This is a genomic window from Pseudarthrobacter sp. NPDC080039 (assembly GCF_040702335.1).
Lineage (GTDB): Bacteria > Actinomycetota > Actinomycetes > Actinomycetales > Micrococcaceae > Arthrobacter > Arthrobacter enclensis_A.
On sequence record NZ_JBFBKY010000012.1, the window covers coordinates 89,003 to 108,219 of the forward strand.

General features: G+C 61.5%; 18 protein-coding genes. 14 read left to right on the forward strand and 4 right to left on the reverse strand.

Annotated elements, in window-relative coordinates:
• The first annotated feature begins 69 nt into the window (after positions 1-69).
• The 13 genes from AB0313_RS14100 (at position 70) to AB0313_RS14160 (ending at position 14,367) form a co-directional block, all read left to right on the forward strand.
• Positions 70-1,467, forward strand: coding sequence for an FAD-dependent oxidoreductase (locus tag AB0313_RS14100; RefSeq protein ID WP_366306192.1), 1,398 nt, complete (start codon positions 70-72; stop codon positions 1,465-1,467).
• Positions 1,464-2,195, forward strand: coding sequence for a DUF1365 domain-containing protein (locus AB0313_RS14105; RefSeq protein WP_366306194.1), 732 nt, complete (start codon positions 1,464-1,466; stop codon positions 2,193-2,195). Before AB0313_RS14100 ends, AB0313_RS14105 begins: the two co-directional genes overlap by 4 nt.
• Entirely contained in the window at positions 2,192-3,565 is a 1,374-nt protein-coding gene (locus tag AB0313_RS14110; RefSeq protein ID WP_366306196.1) for a cyclopropane-fatty-acyl-phospholipid synthase family protein, read from the forward strand. The genes AB0313_RS14105 and AB0313_RS14110 overlap by 4 nt, the downstream gene beginning before the upstream one ends.
• The gene (locus AB0313_RS14115) at positions 3,565-4,803 is read left to right on the forward strand and encodes a cyclopropane-fatty-acyl-phospholipid synthase family protein (protein ID WP_366306198.1); all 1,239 of its coding nucleotides are present in this window, start codon (positions 3,565-3,567) and stop codon (positions 4,801-4,803) included. Before AB0313_RS14110 ends, AB0313_RS14115 begins: the two co-directional genes overlap by 1 nt.
• A gap of 377 nt (positions 4,804-5,180) precedes the next feature.
• Entirely contained in the window at positions 5,181-5,426 is a 246-nt protein-coding gene (gene nrdH / locus AB0313_RS14120; protein ID WP_108600540.1) for a glutaredoxin-like protein NrdH, read from the forward strand.
• A gap of 84 nt (positions 5,427-5,510) precedes the next feature.
• Positions 5,511-5,981, forward strand: a complete 471-nt coding sequence (nrdI, locus tag AB0313_RS14125) for a class Ib ribonucleoside-diphosphate reductase assembly flavoprotein NrdI (protein ID WP_141946362.1) — start codon at positions 5,511-5,513, stop codon at positions 5,979-5,981.
• A 20-nt stretch (positions 5,982-6,001) separates the two neighbouring features.
• Positions 6,002-8,122, forward strand: coding sequence for a class 1b ribonucleoside-diphosphate reductase subunit alpha (gene nrdE / locus AB0313_RS14130; RefSeq protein WP_141941727.1), 2,121 nt, complete (start codon positions 6,002-6,004; stop codon positions 8,120-8,122).
• A 109-nt stretch (positions 8,123-8,231) separates the two neighbouring features.
• The gene (gene nrdF, locus AB0313_RS14135) at positions 8,232-9,206 is read left to right on the forward strand and encodes a class 1b ribonucleoside-diphosphate reductase subunit beta (RefSeq protein ID WP_018769429.1); all 975 of its coding nucleotides are present in this window, start codon (positions 8,232-8,234) and stop codon (positions 9,204-9,206) included.
• 498 nt (positions 9,207-9,704) lie between these two features.
• The gene (locus AB0313_RS14140) at positions 9,705-10,511 is read left to right on the forward strand and encodes a hypothetical protein (RefSeq protein ID WP_366306201.1); all 807 of its coding nucleotides are present in this window, start codon (positions 9,705-9,707) and stop codon (positions 10,509-10,511) included.
• Positions 10,512-10,567: 56 nt separating this feature from the next.
• Positions 10,568-11,908, forward strand: coding sequence for a cyclic GMP-AMP synthase DncV-like nucleotidyltransferase (locus AB0313_RS14145; protein WP_366306203.1), 1,341 nt, complete (start codon positions 10,568-10,570; stop codon positions 11,906-11,908).
• Between the two features lie 26 nt (positions 11,909-11,934).
• Positions 11,935-12,159, forward strand: a complete 225-nt coding sequence (locus AB0313_RS14150) for a histone-like nucleoid-structuring protein Lsr2 (protein WP_366306205.1) — start codon at positions 11,935-11,937, stop codon at positions 12,157-12,159.
• Between the two features lie 121 nt (positions 12,160-12,280).
• On the forward strand, positions 12,281-13,213 hold the full coding sequence (locus tag AB0313_RS14155) for an endonuclease NucS domain-containing protein (protein WP_366306207.1): 933 nt from the start codon (positions 12,281-12,283) through the stop codon (positions 13,211-13,213).
• 341 nt (positions 13,214-13,554) lie between these two features.
• Positions 13,555-14,367 carry a hypothetical protein gene (locus AB0313_RS14160; RefSeq protein ID WP_366306209.1) on the forward strand — a complete coding sequence of 271 codons (813 nt, stop codon included), beginning with the start codon at positions 13,555-13,557 and terminating at the stop codon, positions 14,365-14,367.
• Between the two features lie 380 nt (positions 14,368-14,747).
• Here the strand turns inward: AB0313_RS14160 and AB0313_RS14165 are convergent, their stop codons facing one another.
• The 3 genes from AB0313_RS14165 to AB0313_RS14175 all read right to left on the reverse strand — a co-directional run bounded on the left by AB0313_RS14165 (position 14,748) and on the right by AB0313_RS14175 (position 16,850).
• Complete coding sequence (locus tag AB0313_RS14165) at positions 14,748-15,179, reverse strand: hypothetical protein (protein ID WP_366306211.1); 432 nt, start codon at positions 15,177-15,179, stop codon at positions 14,748-14,750.
• A gap of 712 nt (positions 15,180-15,891) precedes the next feature.
• Positions 15,892-16,461, reverse strand: coding sequence for an FAD-dependent monooxygenase (locus tag AB0313_RS14170; protein ID WP_366306213.1), 570 nt, complete (start codon positions 16,459-16,461; stop codon positions 15,892-15,894).
• A gap of 35 nt (positions 16,462-16,496) precedes the next feature.
• Positions 16,497-16,850: an FAD-dependent monooxygenase gene (locus AB0313_RS14175; RefSeq protein WP_366306215.1), complete on the reverse strand. Its 354-nt coding sequence runs from the start codon at positions 16,848-16,850 to the stop codon at positions 16,497-16,499.
• A gap of 84 nt (positions 16,851-16,934) precedes the next feature.
• Between AB0313_RS14175 and AB0313_RS14180 the strand changes: the two genes are divergently transcribed.
• Positions 16,935-17,069, forward strand: coding sequence for a hypothetical protein (locus AB0313_RS14180; RefSeq protein ID WP_366306217.1), 135 nt, complete (start codon positions 16,935-16,937; stop codon positions 17,067-17,069).
• Between the two features lie 157 nt (positions 17,070-17,226).
• On the opposite strand, the gene AB0313_RS14185 is transcribed toward AB0313_RS14180, so the two are convergent.
• The gene (locus AB0313_RS14185; protein WP_366306219.1) at positions 17,227-18,771 is read right to left on the reverse strand and encodes a hypothetical protein; all 1,545 of its coding nucleotides are present in this window, start codon (positions 18,769-18,771) and stop codon (positions 17,227-17,229) included.
• Positions 18,772-19,217 lie beyond the last annotated feature (446 nt).

The following is a 19,217-nucleotide window of genomic DNA, read 5'->3' on the forward strand; positions in this document are numbered from 1 at the left end:
GCTGCTCCGGCGCCGAATAGCCATCTGTACACCCAGCACAGCGGCAAATGTTCAGCAGAGGAGCATGAATTGTCACTTGACCCAGCAGGAAATGCAGGCGGACGGCGCAGGATCGCCGTCATCGGCAGCGGGGTGGCAGGACTGACGGCCGCCTATGTGCTTAACAGGCAGGACGACGTCACCCTGTTCGAGGCCGACCAGCGCCTGGGCGGACATGCCCACACCCACGACATGCCGCAGCTTGACGGAAGCGTTCTGGGGGTGGACACCGGGTTCATCGTGCACAACGAAAAGACCTACCCCACCTTGCTGCGGTTGTTCGCCGAGCTGGGCGTGGAAACCCAGGATTCTGAGATGAGCATGTCCATCCGCTGCGACGGTTGCGGACTGGAGTACGCCGGTGCCCGCGACGGTGCCCGGGGAATCATCGCCAGGCCCTCCAGCCTGCTCCGCGGACGCTACCTCCTGATGCTGCTGGAGGTCACCCGTTTCTACCGGAAGGCGAGGGAACTGCTCAGGACTGCGCCGCCGTCGGCCGTCAGTGGCGAAGTGGATGTGCCGGAACTGACCCTGGGGGCGTTCCTGGAGCGGGAAAAATTCAGCCCCTACTTCATCTCCCATTTCATGACACCGGTGGTCAGCGCCGTCTGGTCCTGCGACCCCACTACCGCGCTGGCCTATCCGGCGCGCTACCTTTTCACGTTCCTGGGCCACCACGGCATGCTGGGCATCAAGGGCTCGCCGCAGTGGCGCACGGTCACCGGCGGATCCGCCCGGTACGTGGAGAAGCTCGCCGCCGCGCTGCCCGACGTCCGGCTGGGCACGCCTGTCACCGCGGTCCGGCGGACGCCCGATGGGGTGGAGCTCGCCACTGCCGGCGGCCTGGAGGATTTTGACGCCGTCGTCATTGCCACCCATCCGGCACAGGCACTCGGGTTCCTGGCCGACGCCACCCCTGAGGAAAAGGAGGCGCTCGGCGGCATGCCCTATTCGGTGAACCACACCGTGTTCCACCAGGACCCCGCGGTCCTGCCCGCGGCGGATAACGCCAAAGCGTCCTGGAACTACCGGCTCCCGGCCTGTGACGCCCGGCCGGACAAGGTGCTGGTGAGCTATGACCTCACCCGGCTGCAGCGGCTTGAGCCCGCAGACGGCCGCCCCTACCTGGTGAGCCTGGGCGAGTCGGAACTGATCGCCGACGACGCCGTGCTGGAACGGATGGTCTACGAACACCCGCAGTACACCCCCGAATCCCTGAAGGCGCAGCAGGCCATCGCCGCGTTGAGCAACAGCCGGATCGCTTATGCAGGCGCCTACCTTGGCTGGGGCTTCCACGAGGACGGCGCGCTCTCTGGAGTGCGTGCTGCGGAGAAGCTTGGCCGGACCTGGCCGGTGGCCCGGGCCGCCGATTCCACGGACGCCACCGGCGAAGGGGAGCGGGAACTGCTGTCCGCGGAACCAGTATGAGCATGGAAGCCTCGATTTACCGCACGTCCATTTCCCATGTGCGGCGCACCCCGTTGAAGAATGCCTTCATCTACCGCAGCTACAGCTGGTTCGTGGACATCGATGACCTCCCCCGCCTGCCCGGACTGCTCCGGCCGCTGGCAGTGTTCCGCGCCGCGGATCATCTGGGGGACCCTGACGCCAGTATCAGGGCCAACGTGGAGCGGTACCTGCGGACGCAGGGGGTGGATCCCGACGGCGGTCCCATCCACATGCTGACCAGTGCAAGGGTTTTTGGCTATGTCTTCAACCCGCTGACGCTCTTCTGGTGCTACGGCACCAACGGAGAACTCCGGTGCGTAGTGGCCGAGGTCCACAACACCTACGGCGAACGGCACTGCTACCTGCTCCGGACGGATCCCTCCGGCCGGGCAACGGTACCGAAGGCGTTCTACGTTTCACCTTTTAACGACGTCGACGGGCAGTACCGCATGAAGCTCCCGGCGCCGGGGGAGCGGCTTGCGGTATCAATCGTCCTGGAGCGCGAAGGGCACCGACCGTTCGTTGCCACCATGGACGGCAGGCGGAAACCGGCTACCATCCGGAACATCCTGGCCGCGGCCGTCACGGTGCCTGCCGCGCCACTGCTGGTATCCGCCCTGATCCGGCTCCAGGGCATTAAGCTCTGGGCAAGACGCCTGCCCGTCGTCGCCAGACCACATCACCCCCCACAGGAGGCAGTTCAATGACAATGACGGACGATAACGGCACCGCTTCGGCCGAGCGGCCGGCGAACCAGATCGGCTCCGCCGCGCCGTACACCGTGCCGCAGCCCCCCGCGTCCATTGATGCGGCCATCTGGCCCGGAATTGCCACGGTACCCTCCGGTTTCAAGGCGAACGCTGCCGCGCGGATCGCGGACGGGATCTTCAAGGCCGCTGTGCGGCGCCTTCCGATCGAGGTCCGCTACCCGGACGGACAGGTCCTGGGCTCAGCCCCGGCAGGCTCGCGTGTTCCGGTCATGACCATCCACCGGCCCGGGCACTTTGCCCTGCGGCTGGGTGACGGGGGCCTGATCGGCCTTGGCGAGTCCTACCTGGCGGGTGACTGGGATGCAGATAACCTCACGGCAGTGCTGGAGGTCTTCGCGGCCCGGGCGGGCACCCTGATACCGGTCCCGCTGCAGAAACTGCGGTCCGTCTTCCTGCCCCGCCAGCCGCGGACGGAACGCAACTCGCTGAAGAACACCCGCTCCAACATCTCCCGCCACTATGACCTCTCCAACGAACTTTTCGCCACGTTCCTTGACGAGACCATGTCCTACTCCAGCGCACTCTTCCCCGCGTCCGGAAGTGCCGTGAAGGACATGCAGTGGGAGGGCTTCGCCGCCGCCCAGCAGGCGAAGATCGACCGGTTGCTGGACAAGGCCGCCGTCGGACCCGGAACCCGGGTGCTTGAGATCGGCACCGGCTGGGGCGAACTGGCGCTGCGTGCAGCCGCCCGCGGCGCCACCGTCTACTCGGTCACGCTGTCCAGCGAGCAGCAGGCACTGGCCCGGCAACGGGTGGCGGAGGCCGGCTATGCCGGCCAGGTGACCATAGAGCTGAAGGACTACCGCGCCGTGGAGGGCGAGTATGACGCCGTGGTCTCGGTCGAGATGATCGAGGCAGTGGGCTATGAATACTGGGCCACGTACTTCCAGACCATCGAGCGTGTCCTGGCCCCGGGCGGCAAGGTGGCCATCCAGGCCATCACCATCGCGCACGACCGCCTCCTGGCCACCCGGACCGGCTATACCTGGGTGCACAAGTACATCTTCCCGGGCGGGGTGATTCCGTCGGTGCGCGCCATCGAGGAGGTCACCGAAAAGCGGACCGGACTGCAGGTCCGGGAACGGCTCGCCTTCGGCGAACACTACGCCGAGACGCTGCGGCTCTGGGAGGAACGCTTCATGGCGCGGAAGGATGAAGTGGCCGAACTGGGGTTTGACGCCGTCTTCCAGCGGATGTGGCTGTTCTACCTGTGCTACTCACGGGCCGGGTTCGCCTCGGGCTACCTCAACGTCCAGCAGATTGTGCTGGACCAGAAGAAGAACGCCGCCGCCAACGGGAGCCGCTGATGACTGCTGTACTTGCCGAAACGATTGCAGAGGTCCTGCGGCCAGTGGTGGGCGGGGAACTGCCGGTTCGCCTGAAGGCCTGGGACGGCTCGGAAGCGGGCCCGGAGGACGCGCCGGTGGTCCGGCTCAACAGCCCGGACGCCATCCGGCGGCTGCTGTGGAGTCCCGGTGAACTTGGCGCCGCACAGGCCTATGTCACGGGCGAGCTGGATGTCGAAGGGGACCTCAACTCCGCGTTGCGGCAATTGTGGGAAGTAGTCCGGCAACGCCGGCTGTCCGGCATCCGCCTCACGCCTGGCGTCATCGCCGGGATAGGAAGGATTGCCCGCTCGGCGGGCGCGCTGGGGATACCCCCGGCTCCGCCGGCAACGCAGGCCAGGGTCCGGGGACGGCTGCACAGCCTGCTCCGTGACCGGGCCGCGATCAGCCACCACTACGATCTCAGCAACGATTTCTACGGCCTGATCCTGGATCCGCAGATGGCCTACTCCAGTGGGTATTGGACCCAGGAGCCCGGGCCGGGCTACGGCGTAGAGGACGCCCAGCGCGACAAGCTGGACCTGGTGTGCCGCAAGATCGGGCTGCAGCCGGGCATGCGGCTGCTGGATGTTGGCTGCGGCTGGGGCTCCCTGAGCCTGCACGCCTCGCGGCACTACGGAGCCAAGGTGGTTGGTGTAACCCTGTCCGTGGAACAGAAGGCATTTATTGATGCGCGGATCAAGGAGTACGGCCTGGAGGACCAGGTGGAGATCCGGGTACAGGATTACCGGGAGATCCCGGACGGGCCGTTCGACGCCGTCGCGTCCCTGGAGATGGGCGAACATGTGGGGCAGAAAAACTATCCCGTGTACGCCAAAGCGCTGTTCGACAACCTGGCACCGGGCGGGAAGGTCCTGGTCCAGCAGATGTCCCGGCGCGGCCGGCACCCTGGCGGCGGTCCGTTCATCGAATCATTCATCGCTCCTGACATGCACATGCGGCCGGTGGGGGAGACGCTGAACTTCCTCGAGGGCGCGGGCTTCGAGGTGGAGGGTGTCGAAGGCATGCGCCGGCACTACGTGCGCACCCTCGAAGCCTGGTACGCGACATTTGAGCAAAACCAGGACCGGGCCGAGGAAATGATGGGCCCGGAAGTAGTCCGTGTATGGCGTCTGTATCTGGTGGGGGCGCTCCGCAGCTTCGCCGAAGGACGGATGGGCGTGGAACAGCTGCTCTGCAGCAGGCCCGCTCCGCTGTAGCAGTGGGCCCCCGGCCGCAGGTGCCACGGAGGCAGGTGCGATTCGTCGCCCCAAGGGGTCCCGAAGGTCTCTTCGGGACCCCTTTTCCGTGTCCGAAGGCCTTGTGGACAACGCTGCGACACGCCGTAGTTTCCGCGACACGCGGGCCGTTAATTGTGGCTAAGTAGTCCACAGGGTGTGGACCGGACTAACAAAAAACCCGGGATCCCGGCCATTTTGCCGGCCCGTGCCTGTGGATTAACGGTGCATTAAATGACATACTTGTAATACATCATCTTGGGGTCCAAAAGAGGCGCCTGCACTACATGTAGTATCTTCATACGGCTTGGACGGGGACACCGCACCAGCAATAGATTTCAACTAAGGGGACAGCGACAATGACCGTAACGGTTTACACGAAGCCTGCTTGTGTTCAGTGCAACGCCACCTACCGTGCGCTCGATAAAAAGGGCATCACCTACCAGAGCGTCGACATCTCCCAGGACGCAGAGGCGCTTGAGCGCCTGAAGGCACTGGGCTACATGCAGGCTCCCGTTGTGGTCACCGACCAGGACCACTGGTCAGGCTTCCGCCCGGACAAGATCGAGGAACTGGCACTGGCCGCCGTTTCCTCCGTGGCCTAAGGTTTCCGCTTTTCCCGACAGCAACCAGCTGAGGTGACGTCCATGGTGGCACCGACAGCACAGCGTGACCACGCGGCTCAGCGCGTGGAGGCGTCCGCGCCGGCCAGTGCACAGGCTGATGCGGAGCCGGTCAGTACCGGCAGCCAGCTCATCTACTTTTCCTCTGCATCCGAGAACACCAGCCGCTTCGTCAGGAAGCTAGGCCGTGAGGTGGCCCGGATCCCGCTCTACGCGAAGGACGCACCCCTCCTCGCCACCCGGCCGTTCGTGCTGGTGGTGCCCACTTACGGTGGCACCGGGGGAGAAGGATCCGTTCCCAAGCAGGTCATCCGGTTCCTCAACAACCCGCAAAACAGGCAACTGCTGCGCGGTGTGATTGGTGCCGGCAACACGAACTTCGGGGACAACTACTGCATGGCCGGGGACATCATCGCCGCCAAGTGCAAAGTACCCCACCTCTATCGATTCGAACTTATGGGGACGCCGGAAGACGTCACCCGGGTCAACCAAGGATTGGACACGTTTTGGACACGACTGTCGCAGACACAGAAGTAACCAGGGCCCAGAAGCCTGAGATGCCCGCTGCCTACAAGGGGCTGGGCTACCACGAGCTGAACGCCATGCTGAACCTCTATGGTCCCAATGGCGAAATCCAGTTCGGCGCCGACCGCGAGGCTGCGCACCAGTACTTCCTGCAGCACGTGAACAACAACACCGTCTTCTTCCACGACCTGGAGGAGAAGCTCGACTACCTGGTGAAGAACCAGTACTACGAGCGCGAGACGCTGGACCAGTACACGATGAACTTCATCCGTGAACTGTTCAACCGCGCCTACAAGAAGAAGTTCCGCTTCGAAACCTTCCTTGGCGCCTTCAAGTTCTACACCTCCTACACGCTGAAGACCTTCGACGGCAAGCGTTTCCTGGAGCGCTACGAGGACCGCGTGTGCATGGTTGCACTGCACCTGGCCCGCGGCAACGAGCAGCTCGCCCTGCAGATGGTGGACGAGATCATCGAGGGCCGCTTCCAGCCGGCCACCCCCACGTTCCTGAACGCGGGCAAGAAGCAGCGCGGCGAACTGGTTTCCTGCTTCCTGCTCCGCATCGAAGACAACATGGAGTCGATCGGCCGCTCCATCAACTCCGCCCTGCAGCTGTCCAAGCGCGGCGGCGGCGTAGCGTTCGCGCTGACCAACATCCGCGAAGTCGGCGCCCCCATCAAGCAGATCGAAAACCAGTCCTCCGGTGTCATCCCCGTGATGAAGCTTCTCGAAGACAGCTTCTCCTACGCCAACCAGCTCGGTGCCCGCCAGGGCGCCGGTGCTGTGTACCTGCACGCGCACCACCCGGACATCTACCGCTTCCTGGACACCAAGCGCGAGAACGCGGACGAGAAGATCCGCATCAAGACCCTCTCACTGGGCGTCGTCATCCCGGACATCACGTTCGAGCTGGCCAAGAAGGACGAGGACATGTACCTGTTCTCTCCGTACGACGTCGAACGCGTCTACGGCATGCCGTTCTCCGACGTCTCGGTCACCGAGAAGTACTACGAGATGGTGGACGATTCCCGGATCAAGAAGACCAAGATCAAGGCGCGCGAGTTCTTCCAGACCCTCGCCGAGATCCAGTTCGAGTCCGGCTACCCGTACATCATGTTCGAGGACACCGTGAACCGGGCCAACCCGATCGACGGCAAGATCATCATGTCCAACCTGTGCTCGGAGATCCTCCAGGTCTCCCAGCCCACCACGTACAACGATGACCTGTCCTACGCGGACACCGGCAAGGACATCTCCTGCAACCTGGGCTCGCTGAACATCGCCAAGACCATGGACTCGCCGGACTTCGGCCTCACCATTGAGACCGCCATCCGCTCGCTGTCCGCCGTCTCGGACATGTCCAACATCACCTCGGTGCCGTCCATCGCCAAGGGCAACGACCAAAGCCACGCAATCGGCCTGGGCCAGATGAACCTGCACGGCTACCTGGCGCGGGAGCGGGTCCACTACGGCTCCGAAGAGGGCCTGGACTTCACGAACATCTACTTCTATTCCGTGGTGTACCACGCCGTCCGGGCCTCCAACCTGCTGGCCATCGAAACCGGCCAGACATTCGGCGGCTTCGAGAAGTCCAAATACGCCTCGGGCGAGTTCTTCGACAAGTACACGGAGCAGGAATGGGTGCCGCAGACCGAGAAGGTCCGCGAGCTCTTCAAGAACGTGCACATCCCCACGCAGGCTGACTGGCAGGCGCTGAAGGCTTCCGTCATGGAGCACGGCATCTACAACCAGAACCTGCAGGCAGTGCCTCCCACCGGCTCGATCTCCTACATCAACAACTCCACCTCCTCAATCCACCCGGTGGCGTCCAAGATCGAGATCCGCAAGGAAGGCAAGCTGGGGCGTGTCTACTACCCGGCGCCGTACCTGACCAACGACAACCTGGAGTACTACCAGGACGCGTACGAGATCGGCTACGAGAAGGTCATCGACACCTACGCCGCGGCCACCCAGCACGTGGACCAGGGCCTGTCGCTGACGCTGTTCTTCAAGGACACCGCCACCACCCGCGACATCAACAAGGCCCAGATCTACGCCTGGAAGAAGGGCATCAAGACCATCTACTACATCCGTCTCCGCCAGCTCGCGCTGGAAGGGACCGAGGTAGAGGGTTGCGTCTCCTGCATGCTGTAGCCCCGGTGGTCGAGCCTGTCGAGACCAAAGCTTGAGTACGACGGCGGGTGCCCGCCCGCCGTCGTACGCTTTTACTTAGAGAAAACCCACCCAACGCATAGGGGATGACATGACCGAGAAGGTCAAGCTGCTGAGCCACGTCGAGGCCATCAACTGGAACCGCATCCAGGACGACAAGGACGTGGATGTCTGGAACCGCCTGGTGAACAACTTTTGGCTGCCCGAGAAGGTCCCGCTGTCCAACGATGTCCAGTCGTGGAATACGCTGACGCCGGCCGAGCAGCAGCTGACCATGCGCGTGTTTACCGGCCTGACCCTGCTGGACACCATCCAGGGCACTGTCGGTGCAGTTTCGCTGATCCCGGATGCGCTGACCCCGCACGAGGAAGCCGTGTACACGAACATCGCGTTCATGGAGTCGGTGCACGCCAAGAGCTACTCCTCCATCTTCTCTACGCTGGCCTCCACAAAGGAGATCGACGAGGCGTTCCGCTGGTCCACGGAGAACGAGAACCTTCAGAAGAAGGCCCAGATCGTCATGGACTACTACCAGGGCGACGACCCGCTGAAGCGGAAGGTGGCCTCCACGCTGCTGGAGAGCTTCCTGTTCTACTCGGGCTTCTACCTGCCCATGTACTGGTCCTCGCGCGCCAAGCTGACGAACACGGCCGACCTGATCCGCCTCATCATCCGCGACGAGGCCGTACACGGCTACTACATCGGCTACAAGTTCCAGAAGGGCCTGGAGAAGGTCTCCGAGGAGCGCCGGCAGGAAATCAAGGACTACACGTTCGAGTTGCTGTTCGAGCTGTACGAGAACGAGGTCCAGTACACGCACGACCTGTACGACGGCGTGGGTCTGGCTGAAGACGTCAAGAAATTCCTGCACTACAACGCCAACAAGGCCCTGATGAACCTGGGCTACGAGGCGATGTTCCCTGCGTCCGTCACCGACGTGAACCCCGCCATCCTCTCAGCGCTGTCCCCGAACGCCGACGAGAACCACGACTTCTTCTCCGGCTCCGGCTCCTCCTACGTGATCGGCAAGGCCGTGAACACCGAAGACGAGGACTGGGACTTCTAGCATCATTTGTGAGATCGGAAGCTAGTTGGCGATTTGAGAACTAGTTGGCGGCGATTTCGTCCTGGATCAGTGGCGAAAAGCTGGCCTAGTTGGCGATGCGCTTTCCTATCGTTTACGGCGGCGAGGCTCGGGATCTATTGATGTGAGACTCCGACGTAACTGAGCAATTTTGCGGGATCTGAGCAAAAAAGCGTCGTATCTGAGCGTTGCTCAGTTCGTGCGTGAGTGGACGTACGAGATTGTCGGAGGCTAGTTGGCGGTTGCCCGACTAGTCGGCGGAACGGCCCAAAGTACTTGGTGAAGCCTCGGTATTTGGCGATACAGGCGCTCGGCCTTAGTTGCTGGACTCGCAACTAGGGCCGAGCGCTCTTTGGCTCCGGTTGCTGCTGTACCCCCATTTATTACCTTCGCGCTGGAACAGCCGTTGATCGGATGAAGTTACGTCCTGCTCGAATCGGCCCAGCAACTCGTCGACTACTGCGGTTAAGGAGTCTTAGCGTGGCTCGTTTGTTCGTCTATTTCATCGGATTGGTAGTTTCGACAATCGCGATGTTTAATTCTGATCCGGACAAAGGATTCTTCGCAGTTTCCAGCGGCTTCGCGATCGGCTTTGCGATACCGCTGTTAGACACCGTCCTTGTTAACTTTCGATTTCTGAAGGTCGTTTGGTACGCCCTCCGTACCTGGAAAGACCGTGTCCGTATCTCTGCGTCGTACCTCTATCGCATTCACGTTGATGGCGAGTACTTACTCGTGAAGGGACAACGGTTCGATCAGTATCAACCCGTCGGGGGTGTCTACAAGACCCATCCGTCATCGTCAGGCAGACTCCGTGACATGAACGTCCTGAACGACAGTTTATTGGTCCCAGACGCGGTCAGTGAGGGCGACCTGCGGGTGCGCGTCCCGGGAAGAAATCTGGTTTCGTTTGTAAAGTGGTTCGAGGGAGAACGCGGACGTGAGACCGACTGCTGGCGCGAGTTCCATGAGGAACTCATTGTTACTGGCATTCTGCCCCAAGAGGTATTTCGACTCATCAGGTACGACCGAATCGAACGCGTCTATCGCCCGATGAAGTACAGCCCATGGGCAAGGAGCCAGGAATTGCTGATCGCCGATATTTTGGAGCTCCTCCCAACGCCCGACCAGCTTGCTGCGCTGCGGCAGCTGAAGACCACCTCAGACACTCGGATTCTTTGGGCTCAAGAAGACCAAATCCGACGAAGGGGAGCAGCAGACGGCGCAGCCAGCCAGACAACCCAGATAGCCCAGACGGCAGAGTGGACCATAGATGCCGCTATCTGAAGTGAACGTGCTGTACCTGGCTACCGGGCCTGTGAACTTCTCAAGGAGGACAAAACATGAGTCAGCACGGTGATTTCAAGGCGTTTCTCACGGAGAAGGTCAATTTGAACCAGAGCAGGTTGAACCTGCTCTCGCAACGCGTGACCGCCATTGAGAACTTTCTGTCGAACGACGAGGTCTTTGGTGAGTACGTAACCGAAGTGATCCCGCAAGGCTCCTACGCGCACGGAACCATAATCAAGCCTGTCGGTAACAAAGAATTCGACGCAGACGTGTTAGTCCCAATGGATTCGGTCGACGGCTGGAATCCCAGCGACTACGTGCAGAAGTTATACGAGGCATTTGGGCGCAGTGCGTCATACAAGTCAATGCGTTCGCGCAAGAAACGCTGCGTGACGATTGACTATGCAGGCGACTTCCATGTCGACGTGGTTCCGTTTGTGAACCGATACGACACTGCCTATGTCACCAATAGGTTCACCGACCAGTTCGAACCGGCTGCCCCTGATGAATTCACCGAGTGGCTAGAGGGAAAGAACCGAATCACGAACGGAAACCTCGTCAAGGTCGTCCGGCTCCTGAAGTACCTACGCGACCACAAAACCCGCTTCACGATCCCGTCGGTCACGCTGACAGCCGCGCTGGCTCACCACGTCAGCGAGAGTGCGACAATCATCGACCCGGACGCGTACAGGAACGTCGCTAATACGCTCCGCACACTTTCCGCGGCTTTGGCTACCCAACTCGCCGCGTATCCCAACGTCGCCCCCTGCATTATCGACCCCGGCACTGGTCGGAACCTGGCTGACCGCTGGCAAAGCCACAACTACCGGACCTTCCGAACCCGATTCGCTTCATATGCTGAAAAAATTGGTGAAGCCTGCGATGAGTGCGACTACAGCAAGGCAGTGAAAATCTGGCAAGATCTGTTCGGGTCTAACTTCGGCGCGATCGTTAAGTCCGCCAGCCTTACGGCGGGGGCCTCCAATATGTCGCTAGTGCCGGCATCTGAGCGTTTCCTGGACCGAGATTTCGACATCCCTGAAGCCCTCAACCCGGCCTATCGCTTCAAAACCGTCGGCTATGTTGTCCCGGGGAGGGGCTTCCGGGACGGCCCGTTGCCGCGGCGAGGTGACAGGGTTGGGAAGCACCGATCCTTGCGGTTCAAGATTGAAAAATCGAACATACCTGAGCCCTATGACGTGTACTGGAAGATTCGGAACTACGGAGAGGAAGCAGAGAGGGCCGATTCTCTGAGAGGTGAAATCCAGAAGGACAGCGGCGCGCGTAGTTGGACCGAGACGACCTCCTACGTGGGTTACCACTATGTCGAAGCAATGGTCGTCAAGGACGGCACTTGCGTCGCAAAAAGCCGCCAGAATGTCATCGTCGCCTGAGCACGAGCCGGACTACTTAATCGACCTTGCAGGGCAAAACGCCGACGAGCTACGCCGGCTTTTGGGCGCGTTTCGTGGACGCGGGCCGCAAGACCGGCGCCAGCAAGCAGGCATTTTCTGTCCGTCGCCTCCCGTCGGTGACCGATACCAAGGCCGTCCGGGCCTGGGCAGCAGAGAACGGCATCGAGGTGAACGCACGCGGACGCATCAAGGATGACGTCGTGAAGCGCTACCTCACCAGCTTGAGCTGAGTGCCCTTTCCGGAGGTCATGATCACGCAGAGTTCGATAGATCAGAAATTAGCACGACCCGGCGTCTGACCCTGATACCTTCAACAGCGGCCCACCGACGGGTAACGAATTTGGGAGTCTGATGACGACAGCAGGAGTGGTCCGGCAGGGCCGCGGCGGCCAGTTCGCCGAAGAAATGATCCGGGCCGGGTACCTTGGCGTGGACTTTATTGGCGACTACGACATCCGGCCGCACCTGGGCGGGGGCGCGGAAGTGTTCCGCGGGGCGATGAACGACGTCTACCAGGAGATGTACCCGGAGAAGACCCGGGTATCCGTGGGACTGGCCATGGGCAACCTGTGGGCCGCGTCCGAGGGCATCGCTGACGGGGATCTAGTGCTGGCGCCGAAGCCGGACAGGACTTATCCGTATGGGGTCGTCACCGGCGGCTACGAGTACCACCCCGGCACCGACCTTCCGCACCGCCGGCCAGTGGACTGGAGAGGCGCCATCAGCCGGGACGACATGAGCCCGACGCTGGCGTCGTCGGCCAGCTCGCTGATGACGGTCTTCCAGCTCACTGCCCACACCGCGGAACTCGCCACTCTTACACAGCTAACAGACCCCGCCCAACCTCTCGTTGAAGCCATCTCCACCGAGGTGCAGGAGCAGCTAGCGTTTCAGATGGAGAAGCAGCTCGAAGAGTTCCTGGTCCACAACTGGGCCAGCACGTCCCTCGGCCGGGAGTTCGACATCTACACCGAGGACGGGCAGCCGGCCGGCCAGCAGTACCCCTCCGACACCGGCCCGATGGACATTCTGGCGATCAGCAAAGACCGGAACCGGCTCCTTGTCGTGGAGCTCAAGCGGGGCAGGGCCAGCGATGCCGTCGTTGGCCAGATCCAGCGCTACATGGGCTACGTGCAGGACGCGCTGCTCGAACCGAGTCAGAGCGTGGAGGGCGTCATCATCGCCCAGGAGGACGACCTGCGGATCCGTAGGGCGCTGTCAATGACACGGAACATCCGGTTCATGAAGTACCGCGTCGAACTTCACCTCGACGAAGCGGAGTGAAGGCCCACGGTTAGACGGATTGGCGAAAAGCGGCTGCGTACCAACGGATTCCACTTAGGTTACCGGTCCGGTAGCTGCACATTCTGAGGGTCCAGTTCGGCACGTAGCCGCAAATAGCGGACCCGTAACGGAACGCGTTTCCGCTCCAGGCGACATCCAAGGAGATCTCCACGACCACCGGTTCGACCAACATCAGTGTGACCGGACCTTCGTCCTTGCTGGATCTGTTCAACGCCGCTTCAGTGATGAACGTTCTGGCTTTCTGAATCGGTCTCCGAAACAATTCGGAGCTTCCCCAAGTTCCTAACGTAGACTGCCTGCCGGGCAGTGAGTATCGAGAGATGAGGTTTCCCATGGCGGCGGTGATGTGCCCGCTAGACGTCGGCCACGAGGACGTTGAGGTGATCGAAGTGCTCCTCGATGGTCGCCAGAAGGCCAGATGTCCGGACTGTGACTTCTCATGGGTGCACGGGGAGGCCCAACCGGCCTTTTCACCTCGGGCCGCACAGCAGACCTCTCTTCACATGCCGACAGCGGACTCGGTCTCTTCTGCGGCCATGGACCGTGCCGAACGCCTCAAGCCAGTGTTCCTTAGCCAGAAGCACGCTGGGCTCGATCCACGTGTGCCGGCCTTCTGGGAGAAGTACCAGCACATCTTCAGCGAAGAGGGCCTTCCCCATGCTGACCCCGCTGACTTGCGCGCATTCGGGAAGGACACCAGTGGCTCAAACCTCGGCATCCAAGCCACCTTCCGCAGGGCTTTCGACGACAATCCGGAGTACAGCGCAGGCCAAGTCCGGCAGGTGGTGGACTACCTGCTGCGCGGGACCGGCAAGCCGCTGGAGGACCGGCTCACCGATCTGATTAACGGAAAGCTCCCCTTCTCGTTTCCGGGGTTTAAGGAACTGCTGCTCTCGAAGGTGCTGTCGGTCGTGTACCCTGAGCGGTTCCTGACCCTCCTGACCTACGAACAGAAGACTATCGCCGCCAAGGACGTTTACGGCCTCGACCTGCCAGCCTACGACCGCGCGAGGATCGGTCACCAGATTGTCCGGAGCAATGACCTGCTCGCAGAGCTCGCCGGCGACGGCTTCCTGCACGGCCCGCACGCGGGAGAGTTTCTCTGGTGGGCGCAGCGGCAGCCTCAGACTTGATTCACGACGAGTACCCGGGATTTGGCCGTATCCTGAGGAGCGTCCTACAGGCGGTCGCGAGCCTTTGACACAACTACTGGGGGACGCTGCAGAGCCGCTTGTACACATTCAGGACTTCCGAATGGACTTCGGGGACATCGCGGTTATCAGGTACTGTCTTCCCGGACATGACAACGCCCATTGGGGGTCCGGGCTCCACCGTAGTGACTGACTGGGAATGCCTGGATGGGCGGGCATCTTCTCTAGTGGAGCGCAGAGGCGCTAAGCGCCAGGTAGCCCTGCCCCGTCCTTTACGGGATCCGTTACAGCAGATGGAAGCCATACGGTTCGAGCCGAGGACGTGGGCTTTTCATCCATTACTAACCGTGGCCTTCTGCTACTTACTTCGACTCCGTCAGGATTACGCGGAACCCATTGTCTGGGTGGTACGTCCAGGTTGCCGAGATCTTGTCCCACGATGCTCTCTGCATGCCGTCCAAAGCACGCGTCGCATCCATCTGGCTGACAACGCTGTCGGGCACTGACAGCGCATCGAGAACGCAGACTATTTCCGTCAGGCTGAGCCCGGAGGACTTGTTCTTCGGTGCGCCTTCCAGGGTGATTGTGTGGCCCGCGTCGCCGATGGTCGAATACCGGCTGCCGGTTACTGCGCACGAGTGGGCCGCTTGTTGGATGAGGGATTCGGCAGGTGCTGACGAAGTTGCTGCTGACGGTGCTGGTGTCCTGTCTGTCGCCCCGGGATAGCCGCCGCAGCCGGCCAAGGCGATGAGCATTACGGGCGTGAGTAGTCCCCACCTCCGCGCCGGACTCATGCGAGGCTGCTTGTGTACCACTACATCCCGGTGACGGTAGTTGGCGCTAGTTGATTCCATATTCCCCCCAATATGTAAACGCTGCGTGACGGTAGGCATGCAGTCTCGGGACGTCTGCCCCGGTACTTGTCCCCATTGGTAAACTCCCGCCCCAGCGGCTGGTTCTTGGCCCACAGTAGGAAGGAACCCGCAACGGCTACCCATGATGACCACAAGAATCGCTCAAGATTGATCAGAGGACCCTCTATGCACTCCTGTCAGCAACGGAGGCACCTGCCAGAGATAGGCTGAGAGCATGACGTTGGGGGACGCGGCAGAGCAACTTGTGCACATCAAAGACTTTTCGGGGACACCACAGTTATCAGGGATCTGTCCTTCGATGTGAACTCAGGGAAGACCACGACGGGGGCGCAGCAGGGTCGGCTGAGCGCCCGTTCCCTACTTTCGGAACGCATTCTGCCCAGCGCCGCCAGGAAAACGCCGTAAATGAGGGTCTGTATCCGGTTGTTGGTGGCCGTCACCAGCCATTCGCCGATGCCTCCGAGCGTGGCGAGCGTGAATGGGGGCCTTCATTTGAGAACTCCATGGCTTCGGATCAGTCAGAACCCACCGCAGACCTGTGGGCCAACGCCTAAGGCTGCGGCGTTTCAGTATTGGGGATCTGAACCGGCCCGGGGTTTGCGATTTTTGAAGGACGGCGAAGCGTCGTTTGTCAGAGCGTGTCCTCGATGTGGGGGCCGTGATCAAGGAGACCGGAGAGCCCCAGGGCCTGCTGGGCGGCAACGGTGGCTTCCCGTGGCCCGGCGGACGGCCCGGTTGGGGCGGGGGAGAAAAGTGTCTGGCCCAGCTGGTTGGTAGCGGTGATGTCGTCGACAGCCGTTGCCCGCCGGTTGGCGGCGTAGGCATCGAGAACCCTTTCGGCCTCCTCTGCGTCGCCGGAGTTTTCGGCGCGAATTGCCCTGGCCAGGGATGCGGCCAGATACCATCCGTCACGGATTCCGAGGTTCATTCCCTGCCCGCCCACCGGGCTGTGAATGTGTCCGGCGTCGCCGGCGAGGAGAACGCGTCCGGCCCGGAAGGAGTCCGCGAGGTGGTGGCGGAAACGGAATCGTGAGGCCCAGTCGAGTTCCTCGGCGAGGATCCGGTCGGATGAATTCCCGTGGAGTGGGCCGCGGGTATCGAGGAGATGCTGGACCGTGTCGATGTCGGATGCTCCCGCTCCTTGAGCCAGGTTGGCAACCACTCTGACCCATGCGCCGGGCAGCGGCGCGAGGACCAGCATGTTCTCGCCGGGGAAGACAGTGAGGTGGTCCCGGTCTACCGGGCCTGATGCCGGATGTCGGCAAGGACCATATTTTCACTGTCCCCGGTGTTTTCGCCCGTGTCGGGGAACGAGACGCCCACAGCATCCCGGACGAAGCTGCGGATTCCGTCCGCCCCGATAACGAAGCGCGCCTTCAGTGTTTCTCCTGTATCGAGCGCTATAGAGACACGGCTCCTGTCGTGGTCAAGCCCGACCGCGCGGGCCGTCACGGTGCTTACGTCGAGCTCCTGAGCGCGGCGGCGGAGGATGTCTTCGGTTCGGGCCTGATGGATCGACGCCATGAAGGCGTAAGGTCCCGGCAACAAATCGAACCGTATCTCGCCAAGCCGCTGCGTCCGGCTGCTCACCCGCACCGACTGACATGGTGCTCCGGGGCACCGACAGCCTTGCTGAGGACGGGCCAGCGTGCCGTACGACGGCAGCGGTTAGGTGTGACAACTCCAGCTGTGGAGGCGACGATCCACAAACTGATGGAGCTCGCCGGAAATGTTGTCTACGACCTGCTCGAGAAGCGGGTTTATTCCACCGGCTCCCTTTGGGGTGGGGAGCAGCGGAACGGCCCGTAAGGCGGCGCCTGTCCCCAGCGGGGTTCCCACAACATACCGAATCGCTTTCGATGCATACATCCGCTACCAGCTGCACGGATGAATCAGTCGACCCTGTTCCCCGAAGCACCTTAGCGGCACCGACACTCTCGTCAGGATCGTTAGCACGTTGCTCGGCTCATGCCCCTCCTTCCACCCTAAGTGGAAGCGGCATGAAAGATGGCTTACGTCCGACTGATGTGACGGTTAGCGTAACCGTCGGGGCCGTCTGCTCGAAATGGCCGCGGGGCTTCCCGTCGACACCAACTTCAGTAACCCACGTCGTTGTTGACTTGAAAGTCTCGTTAATTTGTTCCCCTGTTTTCCCTATTTCGTTTCCATCCATCATTACCGGAACGCCCGGTACGCCTTCTCCTGACGGATCTACTGCTTGCACGACGAACTGGACCTGCTTGTCGCAGTCAAGAACCGGAGGGTCCAGGGATAGGCTCAGAGCCAAACCCTCCGCGGCCCAAGTCTCGACGTAGGTGGTCTTGAAGCACCTCCCGGCCGTGGCCATGTCAACCTTAATGTGAATGCCCGATGGGGTTTCGGCCGAGCTATCGTTTACAACAGTCGGGTCCGGGGTGAAGCGAAGGTCAGGCAGTTTCGCGAAGTCGGCGGCGCTGACAATAGGCACCCCGTCGGTAAAGGGTGGGAGCGCATCGCTGTCAACTGTCCGTTGTCCGGTCCCGTCCGCCGCTACGGCGATTGAGGTGACATAGGCCGCCCTCCGCTGTCTCGGCGAGACCGCACGCCCAATCCAGTCCCAGGGATGGATTTCAAGGTATCCACCAAGTCCGTGGTAATACTGGCCCCAATAATCGGTTCCGTGGGGGCTGTCGTTGTACAACGTGCCCCACATGACGATGTAGTCCCCGGCCCCAAGCTCGCGCCCACCTTGATCGTTGGACGGGAACCGCGGGTCTTCCTGGAACCATTGGTCCTGAAAGTTTGACGTCGTCAAAGGATCGTTTTGATAGCCGCCTGGATCTGTGGCTCCCATCGGGAGATTGATCCATCCAGCCGGGGCGGCCCCCCTGCCCGAGAATCGGAAGAACCCGCTCGAAATGTCCCGGAGCGCGACAGAGGTGTGCGGCAACGTGTGCCACGCGTTGAGCTCAACGTGCAGGGAAAGCGGTCCTGCAAATATCTGCTGATTGAAGGGACTAGACATCGAGAACGAGTTCGCGGTGATTCCCTCGCCATCCTGCGCTAGCGTAACCCGAGGAACCTGGCCATCACCCGGAGAACCAGGAAGCGTCGCGCCGTCAAGCAAGGAACTGAAGCCTTCGGGTCCATAAACACGATCGATGAACTGCACGTCGAGGATTACGCTGCCGTAACTCAAATCTTCGAACCCCGCCCCGTTGTAGGGGTTCCACCGAATGTCTTCCGTGACCCACCCCGCAACCAGAACGTTGTGCTGCACAACGGCGTTTGGGTCCTTGCAGTTGTTGCCTTCGTTTGCGTCGTTTTGTCCTGGCTCCGCTGGTTCGAAGAAGACATCGCTTGGCCTTGACCCGGCCGGTGAGACTGGCCCCATCTCGAATCGCACTGCGCTGTCGAGCGATCCGTCCGGGACAATTTGAAGTTTGCTCCAGTCGAAGCCGAGCTGCCTAAAGTCGTCCATACTCCGAACATGAAACTTCGTTTGCTTTTCGTCGCCGACGACGAGAAACACGTCCGGACTACTAGTCTCCTTCACCAAACTGGCGTGCTGCACAGGTGGCATGAGGTTCCTCGATCCCAATTTTCACTTTATATACGGGCGCTGACTTAAGCGTGCGGAAACGCATCGAGGGCTCCCTGCCAAACGACCTCGACGTGATCTGTTTTGTCTGTGGGTTTCAGCTCGCCTTTTTCAATGATGTAGAGCTGACTGCTTGTCAACTCCCGAAGAGCGGTCCCGTCTCTTGGGACCGGCGGGAGATCTGCCAATGCGCCATTCCAGATGCGGAGCAGACTGCGACCGTTCAGATAGCCATCGAGGGCGCTGGGGTCCGCAACTGGAAGGCTGGCGCCGCCGACAATATGGTTGGGCCCCCGTTAGCAGTCCAGTGTCTATGCGATAGCTAATTGGTTTTGCTCGGTCCAGTTGTCCCAGTAGCGTTTCGGCGTCATGCCGTC